Source organism: Glutamicibacter sp. AGC84 (genome assembly GCF_053543575.1).
On record NZ_JBLVOC010000026.1, the window covers coordinates 70413 to 77743 of the forward strand.

General features: G+C 62.3%; 8 protein-coding genes. 7 read left to right on the forward strand and 1 reads right to left on the reverse strand.

From position 1 onward, the window contains the following. The first annotated feature begins 61 nt into the window (after positions 1-61). The 6 genes from ACNPN0_RS14960 to ACNPN0_RS14985 all read left to right on the forward strand — a co-directional run bounded on the left by ACNPN0_RS14960 (position 62) and on the right by ACNPN0_RS14985 (position 4934). On the forward strand, positions 62-838 hold the full coding sequence (locus ACNPN0_RS14960) for an ABC transporter permease (protein WP_332486489.1): 777 nt from the start codon (positions 62-64) through the stop codon (positions 836-838). After that, positions 831-1664 (forward strand): ABC transporter permease, encoded by an 834-nt coding sequence (locus ACNPN0_RS14965; protein ID WP_105656450.1) that lies wholly within the window; start codon positions 831-833, stop codon positions 1662-1664. The genes ACNPN0_RS14960 and ACNPN0_RS14965 overlap by 8 nt, the downstream gene beginning before the upstream one ends. A 46-nt stretch (positions 1665-1710) precedes the next feature. Beyond that, positions 1711-2517 carry an ABC transporter ATP-binding protein gene (locus ACNPN0_RS14970; protein ID WP_448938188.1) on the forward strand — a complete coding sequence of 269 codons (807 nt, stop codon included), beginning with the start codon at positions 1711-1713 and terminating at the stop codon, positions 2515-2517. Positions 2518-2522: 5 nt separating this feature from the next. Then, positions 2523-3632: a zinc-binding dehydrogenase gene (locus tag ACNPN0_RS14975; protein WP_448938187.1), complete on the forward strand. Its 1110-nt coding sequence runs from the start codon at positions 2523-2525 to the stop codon at positions 3630-3632. 43 nt (positions 3633-3675) lie between these two features. Further along, the gene (locus ACNPN0_RS14980; protein ID WP_448938186.1) at positions 3676-4665 is read left to right on the forward strand and encodes an ABC transporter substrate-binding protein; all 990 of its coding nucleotides are present in this window, start codon (positions 3676-3678) and stop codon (positions 4663-4665) included. A gap of 119 nt (positions 4666-4784) precedes the next feature. Continuing rightward, the gene (locus tag ACNPN0_RS14985; RefSeq protein ID WP_166650762.1) at positions 4785-4934 is read left to right on the forward strand and encodes a hypothetical protein; all 150 of its coding nucleotides are present in this window, start codon (positions 4785-4787) and stop codon (positions 4932-4934) included. Positions 4935-5016: 82 nt separating this feature from the next. Here ACNPN0_RS14985 and ACNPN0_RS14990 read toward each other — a convergent pair whose 3' ends face one another. Beyond that, on the reverse strand, positions 5017-6105 hold the full coding sequence (locus tag ACNPN0_RS14990) for an alcohol dehydrogenase catalytic domain-containing protein (RefSeq protein ID WP_448938185.1): 1089 nt from the start codon (positions 6103-6105) through the stop codon (positions 5017-5019). A gap of 108 nt (positions 6106-6213) precedes the next feature. Between ACNPN0_RS14990 and ACNPN0_RS14995 the strand changes: the two genes are divergently transcribed. Beyond that, positions 6214-7296, forward strand: a complete 1083-nt coding sequence (locus ACNPN0_RS14995) for a zinc-binding dehydrogenase (RefSeq protein WP_105656456.1) — start codon at positions 6214-6216, stop codon at positions 7294-7296. Positions 7297-7331 lie beyond the last annotated feature (35 nt).

Here is a 7331-nt window from a genome sequence, read left to right on the forward strand (position 1 = left end):
GCCATCCCTGCGCTGGCGCCACCAGCACCCCTAGCTTGCAACTGCTTACTCAAGGATTCCCATGAAAGAGTCAACGATTTCACCGGGTCTGCTCTGGACCCTGCGCATCGTGGCCATCGCCGCCCTGCTGGGCATCTGGCAACTGGTGATCGCCTCAGGAACCATGCCCTCCATGCTCCCCGGCGTGGAAAAGATCTTCTCTGCCATCGCCGAAGCCCTGGGCCAAGCGGCCTTCTGGGGCGGGCTAGGCAAGACCCTGCTCGCAGCCCTCACCGGCTGGCTCATTGCTTCGGTCGTGGGTGTCGTCCTGGGCCTGGTCATTGGATCAGTTCGCTTCCTCGACAACTCCACCTCGATTCTGATCGATTTCGGCCGTTCGTTCCCGGTGCTGGCCCTGATGCCAGTGGTGATCATGCTGCTCGGCTCGAACACCATGATGGAAATCGTCGTCGTCGCGCTGTCCTGCCTGTGGCCAGTGCTGATCCAGACCATCTACGGTGCACGCCGCCAGGAAGCCGCGGTTGCCGACACCGTCGCCGTCTTCCGCATCCCGCCGATGCTGCGCTTCACCAAGGTCCTGCTGCCTTCTGCCCTGCCGCTGATCGCGACCGGTGTGCGCATTTCCTCGGCCATCGCCATCCTGGTGGCGGTGGGCGTTGAAGTGATCTCCCAGGCGCCAGGCATTGGACGCCAGATCACGCTGATGCAGCAGGCGCAGCGTTGGGATCTGGCCTTCGCCTACCTGTTCTTCGCCGGCCTGACCGGATGGGCCATCGCCCTGCTCTTGCAACAGGCCGAAAACCGTTTGCTGAAGTGGAAGAGGCAGAACGATGACTAACGCAACTTTGAACGCCCCCGCAGTGCCATCACGCGCTTCGAAGGCCAAGGCTCCGAGCTCCTCGGCGGCCGCCGGACGCAAGATACTGGTTTCTTCATGGCTCATCGTTGCCGTGGTTGCGGCTTGGTGGTTCGGCTCGGCAAACTCCACGAACTTCTTCATCCCCTCGCTGGAGTCCATCCTCGAAGCCTTGGTCCGCGACCTGGGCAACGGCGTGATTATTTCCGGCGCCTGGTACTCGCTGTCCAACCTCTTTGTCGGCTTGGCCCTGGCTGCCTTCTTCGGCATCTGCGGCGGACTGCTGCTGGGCGAAGTCCCGTTGCTGCTGAAGATCGTTGACCCGATCATCCACTTCTTCCGCGCCGTCCCGCAGGCAGCACTGGTTCCGATGATCATCGGCGTCTTCGGCATGGGGCAGGGCCCGAAGATGGGCACCATCGCCTTCGCCTGCATGTGGCCGATCCTGCTGAACACCATCGACGGCATCCTGGGCATCGAGCCAACGGTGCGCAAGTTCTCCAAGGTCTACCGCATCCCGCGCGGCCTGCACTTCCGCCGCGTGATCCTGCCCGGTGCCACCCCGCAGATCGTGGCCGGCATCCGCGTCGCATTGCCGATCGGCATCACCGTAATGGTCGTTTCGGAAATGTTCGCCTCCATTGAAGGCCTGGGCTTCTACATCCTGAATTCCTCGGCCACCTTCAAGGTTCCGGAGACATGGGCCGGCGCACTGCTGGTCGGTGTCATCGGCTACATCATCTCCATCCTCTTCGTGCTCGTCGAGAAACGGATCCTGCGCTGGTACCACGCCTCCGGCGCCCAGTAGCCTCCGTTTCCGTCCGACCTTCCATCTTCTGACCAAGGAGAATCCCATGACCACCCAAGCACCCGTTGAAACGTCCATGGACACCAAACCATTGCTCATGAAGGTTCGCGGCATGTCCATGAGCTATGGCGCCGGCCCGGCCGAAAACAAGATCCTGGAGAATTTGGATCTGGACGTGGAGTACGGCCAATTCATCTCGATAGTCGGCCCTTCGGGCGTCGGCAAGACCACCTTGCTGCGATGCCTTTCCGGCTTGCTGAAGCCAAAAGCCGGAACCATCGAGGTTTCCGGCACGAAGATCAACGGCCCGCACCCCGATCTCGCCGTGGTCTTCCAGGACTACTCGCGTTCGCTGATGCCGTGGATGACCACCCGCGAAAACGTGGCCTTCCCGCTGCAGGGCAAGGGCATCGGCAAGGCCGAGCGGAACAAGCTGGCCGATGAGCATCTGGCTGCCGTGGGCCTTGAAGGCCAAGGCGGCAAGTTCCCCTGGGAAATGTCAGGAGGCATGCAGCAGCGCGTGGCCATTGCCCGCGCCTTGGCCTACAACGCGAAGGTGCTGCTCATGGATGAGCCCTTCGCCTCGGTTGATGCGCAGACCCGCTTCGACCTCGAAGACCTCGTGCTGGACTTGCAGCACAAGCTGGGTGTGACGATCCTGCTGGTCACCCACGACATCGACGAGGCGCTGTACCTGGCCGACAAGGTGGTCGTGATCGCGGAGAAGCCGGCCACCGTAGTCGACGAGATCGTCACCGGTTTCGGCGAGACCCGCGACCAGCTGGCCACCAAGGCTGACCCGCGCTTCACCGAGGCCCGCGCACGGATCCTCGTGCGCCTGCGCAAGGACTGATCCCCATGGCACTCAGCGCACGGGCAGCACTGGCAAGGCACGGCGATGGCAGCTTCAGCATTGAGGACATCCACGTTGATGCTCCGCTGGGCGCGGAATTGCTGATCGAAGTCAAAGCCGTTGGACTGTGCCAGTCCGATGCCCACCTGGCGGGCATGGATCTGGGCCTTCCCGCCCCGCTGCTGCTGGGCCATGAAGTTGCCGGGGTGGTGCTCAGCACCGGCAACCAAGCCTGCGGTTTCACTGCGGGCGACCACGTGCTGGCCACCTTGATCCAATACTGCGCGCAGTGCGCGCTGTGCCTTTCGGGCCAGGAATACCGTTGCGCCAACCGCCCCAGCACGCTGCGCACGGCCGGCCAAGCACCGCGCGCCAGTTGCAAGGATCAGCCGGTGATGCAGATGTTCGGCACCGGCGGATTTTCCCAGTACACCTTGGTGCATGCCAACCAGGCTGTAAGGATTCCCGAGGAGCTGCCCTTCGCCCAAGCCGCGGTGATGGCCTGCTCCACGCTGACCGGTGCCGGGGCAGTGTTCAACTCCGCCCAGGTGGCCCAGGGGCAATCCATCGCAGTCATTGGCGCTGGAGGCATCGGGTTGAACGCGATCAATGCCGCCCAGATCGCCGGCGCTTCGAAGATCATCGCAGTGGATCTGAGCGATGAGAAGCTGGAACTGGCCCGCGAATTCGGGGCAACGCACACGATCAATGGCGGCAGTGGAGACGCTGTCGCGAAGGTGCAGGAAATCACCGGCGGCGGGGTGGATCATTCCTTCGAGATGATCGGCCTGCAGGCCACCAGCTTGCAGGCGGTGCGCATGACCCGTGTAGGCGGGGATGCCTATCTGGTCGGGTTGCATAAGCCCGGCGCGCAACTGCCGCTGGATGCCATGTCCGACATCATTGGGCCGCAGCGCAGCCTGCACGGGATCTATATGGGCTCTTCCAGCCCGCAACGTGATGTCCCCAAATACACCGAGCACTATCTTGCCGGGCGCCTCAAGCTCGACGCGCTCGTTGCCCGGGAACTTCATATCTCGCAGATCAACGAGGGCTTCGCAGCGATGAAGGCCGGGCAGGGCGTTGCCCGTTCGGTCATCACAGATTTCAGCTGATTGCCTGCCACTTCATATCCCCTTCAAGCACGACGAGGCCATCTTGAGAACTCCATCTTCCGCGCGCCGGGCCCTGCCCCTGTCCGCGGTCCTGCTCGTTTCCACCATGGCCTTGGCCTCTTGCGGCAACGCTGGGCAAGGCGCCGAAACACCGGGCGGCTTGATCCCGCTGAAGGTCTCGGTGGCCGGCATCCAGTTCGAGCCGGCTTACCTTGCCGAATCCCAAGGCTTCTTCGAAGACCATGGCTTGGACGTTGAAATCATCAATGGCGCAGACCCCGCCGCCCAGATTGCTTCTGCTATCTCCGGCGAGGTGGACATCGCCACCGGTTCCTGGGTCAACGTCGCCACTTCCGTGGCAAAGGGCCTGCCGATCGAAGCGCTGGCTTCGAATGGCGTGGTCGACCCGGACGTCGATAACTCCGGAGTACTCGTCGCCAAGGACTCTGGGATTGCGAGGCTTGCCGATCTCAAGGGCAAGACCATCGGTGTCATCGGCGTGAAGACCGGCAGCGATCTGCCGGTCTTCCAAGCCCTGGAAGACGCAGGGGTGGGCGCCGACGAGTTCAGCGAAGCGGGCATGCCCTACGCCGGGATGCAGGCCGCGGTGGAGACCGGGACCGTTGACGCGGTCGTCCCCAGCGATGTCTTCTACCACCAGATGATGGCGGCCGGCTTCCCCTCCTTGGGCAACCCGGTCCGCGAGTACCAGGGGAATCAGCCGGGCACTTTGTGGCTGAGCACTTCCCAGTGGGCCGGTGCGAATCCAGATACTGCCAAGGCCTTCGTATCGGCCATGAAAGAGGCAGTGGAGTTCTACTCCGATGCAGCAAACCTCGAGGAAGTGCAGAAGATACACGCCGAGGTCAACCAGATTCCGGTGGAAAAAGCTCCAACGCGGTTCGCCTTGGCAGGCACCGCGTTCGATGCAGAGGCTTCCCAGTCAGGCCTGGATGCAATGGCACGCTTCGAGCTCATTGACAAGCCCGTAACAGTGGATGAAGTGCTCTGGGAGCACGCGTCTCGCAAATAACCAGCACCGGCAAATCCTTGGACAGCGACTGGCGCGATGCTAGGCTCACGGGAGCACGTTCTGCCCACGGAAGGTTCACCATGAGTTCGGCAATCAGTTACCTCACCGGAGGATTTCTGGTGTCTCTGCTTGTCACCCTGAACATGACCTGGAACCAGCACCTGCCCGGCATCACCGGGTCCGTGGCGGTTGCGCTCAGCTTCATCGGGTTGCTGGGCTGCGTCTTGTACGCCACGCGCATACAGCGCCGCGCGCAGACCGGAGAGTAGCAGCACCCCCAGAACATGAAACAAGGCCAGCAGATCAGTGAACTGCTGGCCTTGCTTCGTTCAGCGACCGGCGTCGATAAATCTAGAAGGTAATCACGCTTCGGGCTACCGCACCGCCGTGCAGCTGCTCGTATCCCTTGTCGATTTCATCCAAGCTGATATGCGCTGACACCAGTTCGTCGAGCTTGAAACGGCCCTGCAGATACAACTCGGCGTACATGGGGATGTCCACCTGGATATTGCTCGACCCCATGGCCACGCCACGGATGCCCTTCTGGCGTCCCATCAGGTCTCCAAATGGGGTGATGCTGATCTGCGCGCCGGGCTTGTGAACGCCAATCAGGTACGCGGTGCCGCCGATTTCCAGCATGGCCACCGCCTGCTCGCTGGTGGCTTGCAGGCCGATGACCTCGAAGGCATGCGTCACTCCCCCGCCAGCAATCCGCTTGACGGTTTCCACCGCATCGCCCTCCCCGCCGTTGATGACGTCGGTGGCACCGAAGACCTTGGCCAGCTCCAGCTTGGCCGGCTGCAGGTCGATAGCGATGATGCGGGTCGCGCCAGCCAGTTTCGCGCCCTGGATGACGTTCAGCCCGACACCACCGGCGCCGATCACGGCAACGGTATCGCCTGGACGGATGCGCGCGGTATTAATAGCCGCGCCAGCACCCGTGACCACTCCACAGCCAAGCAGCGCCGCGCGGTCGAACGGGATAGCGTCCGGAACCCTTACGACGGTGTTCTCATGCACCAGCACCTGTTCCGCGAAGCCGCCAACACCGATGAACTGGGTGAGCCGCTGCCCACCCAGGGACAATCGCGGATTCTGCTGCGCGGTGCGGTCGGTGTGCGAGGGCACGCGGCACTGGTAGGGTTTGCCGGTGCGGCATCCCTTGCAGACCCCGCAGCTGTGCACTGGAGAAGTCACCACGCGGTCCCCCACCGAGAGCGAGGTGACAGCCGAACCGACGCCCACGACCAGACCCGAGACTTCGTGGCCGAGCACCGCTGGCATGGGGAAGCCGATGTCCGACGTCGCCACGTGCAAATCCGAGTGGCACAGGCCGCTGGCCTTCACGTCAATGAGGACTTCATGGGCTTCAGGGTTGTCAATGCTGATGTCCAGGACATCAAAAGAGCCGGCAACTTCAGAAACGACTGCTGCTTTCATGCTTCCTCCGGAAAATAGTCGCGCAAAGGGGGTGACGCAGAACACTAATGAAAATATACTATTAGAAATAATGCATTTTTAGAAGAAGAATCTAACGAAGGATCTGCAATGCGCGCAGCGGTCATCAACTCCATCGGCGAAGGTTTCAGCATCGAGGAACTCGAAGTCGACGAGCCGCGGGGGCAAGAAGTTCTGGTGAAGGTCGAAGCCGCAGGCCTGTGCCACTCGGATCACATAGTTGCCACCGTAGACCGCGGGCGCCCCTTGCCGATGGTGGTCGGCCACGAAATGGCCGGCACCGTCATCGCGCTAGGCCCCGAAGCCACCGACTTCGAAGTGGGAGACCATGTCATCGCCACGGAAATCAGCTTCTGCGGGAGCTGCGAAGAATGCGTCAACGGAGCGACCTACCGCTGCTTGAATCCCCAGCATGCGCTGCGCGGACCGGATACCCCGGCACGCTTGACGCGCAACGGCGAGCGCGTAGAAGGCTTCGGCGTGGCCGGTTTCGCCGAGTACACGGTCCTGCACCAGAACAAGCTGGTCAGGGTGCCCAAGGAAATCCCATTCGCGCAGGCTGCTGTGCTTGGCTGCGCGACAGCCACCGGCGTGGGCGCGGTGCTCAACGCCGCCAAGGTTTCTCCCGGGGAAACCGTCGCGGTCATCGGCTTGGGCGGCATCGGCCTGAATGTCATCCAGGGAGCCAAGCTGGCCGGCGCCAAGACCATCATCGGCATTGACCTGCAGCCAGAGAAGCTGGAGCTGGCCAAGAAATTCGGAGCCACCCATGTCATCAACGGCGGCACCGAAGACGTGGTCAGCGCCATCCGCGCCATCACCGGCCGCGGAGTCCACCATTCCTTCGAAGCCATCGGCATTGCCCCCACGCAGCGCCAGGCCCTGGAAGTCGCCAAAACCGGCGGACACGTGTATTTCATCGGCATTCCCCAGGGCAAGCCGCTGGAAATGAATATCATGCTGGACCTGCTGATCCCGCAGCGCAATCTCCACGGCATCTACATGGGCTCCTCCACGGTCCGCAATGACATTCCCTACTACGCCGAGCTCTATCTGCAGGGCCGGTTGAATCTCGATGACCTGGTGGCGCAGGAGATCCAGCTCGACGAGATCAACGAAGCCTATGCAAAGCAGGAAACCGGGTCCATCGCCCGCAGCGTGATCCGCTTCTGATCCGCATGAGCAACAAGCTGCAGGGGGGGAACCAG

Bases quoted from the DNA above. Each gene is read 5' to 3' on its own strand.
- ACNPN0_RS14960 (WP_332486489.1), top strand. From the start codon at position 62: ATGAAAGAGTCAACGATTTCACCGGGTCTGCTCTGGACCCTGCGCATC.
- ACNPN0_RS14965 (WP_105656450.1), top strand. From the start codon at position 831: ATGACTAACGCAACTTTGAACGCCCCCGCAGTGCCATCACGCGCTTCG.
- ACNPN0_RS14970 (WP_448938188.1), top strand. From the start codon at position 1,711: ATGACCACCCAAGCACCCGTTGAAACGTCCATGGACACCAAACCATTG.
- ACNPN0_RS14975 (WP_448938187.1), top strand. From the start codon at position 2,523: ATGGCACTCAGCGCACGGGCAGCACTGGCAAGGCACGGCGATGGCAGC.
- ACNPN0_RS14990 (WP_448938185.1), bottom strand. From the start codon at position 6,105: ATGAAAGCAGCAGTCGTTTCTGAAGTTGCCGGCTCTTTTGATGTCCTG.
- ACNPN0_RS14995 (WP_105656456.1), top strand. From the start codon at position 6,214: ATGCGCGCAGCGGTCATCAACTCCATCGGCGAAGGTTTCAGCATCGAG.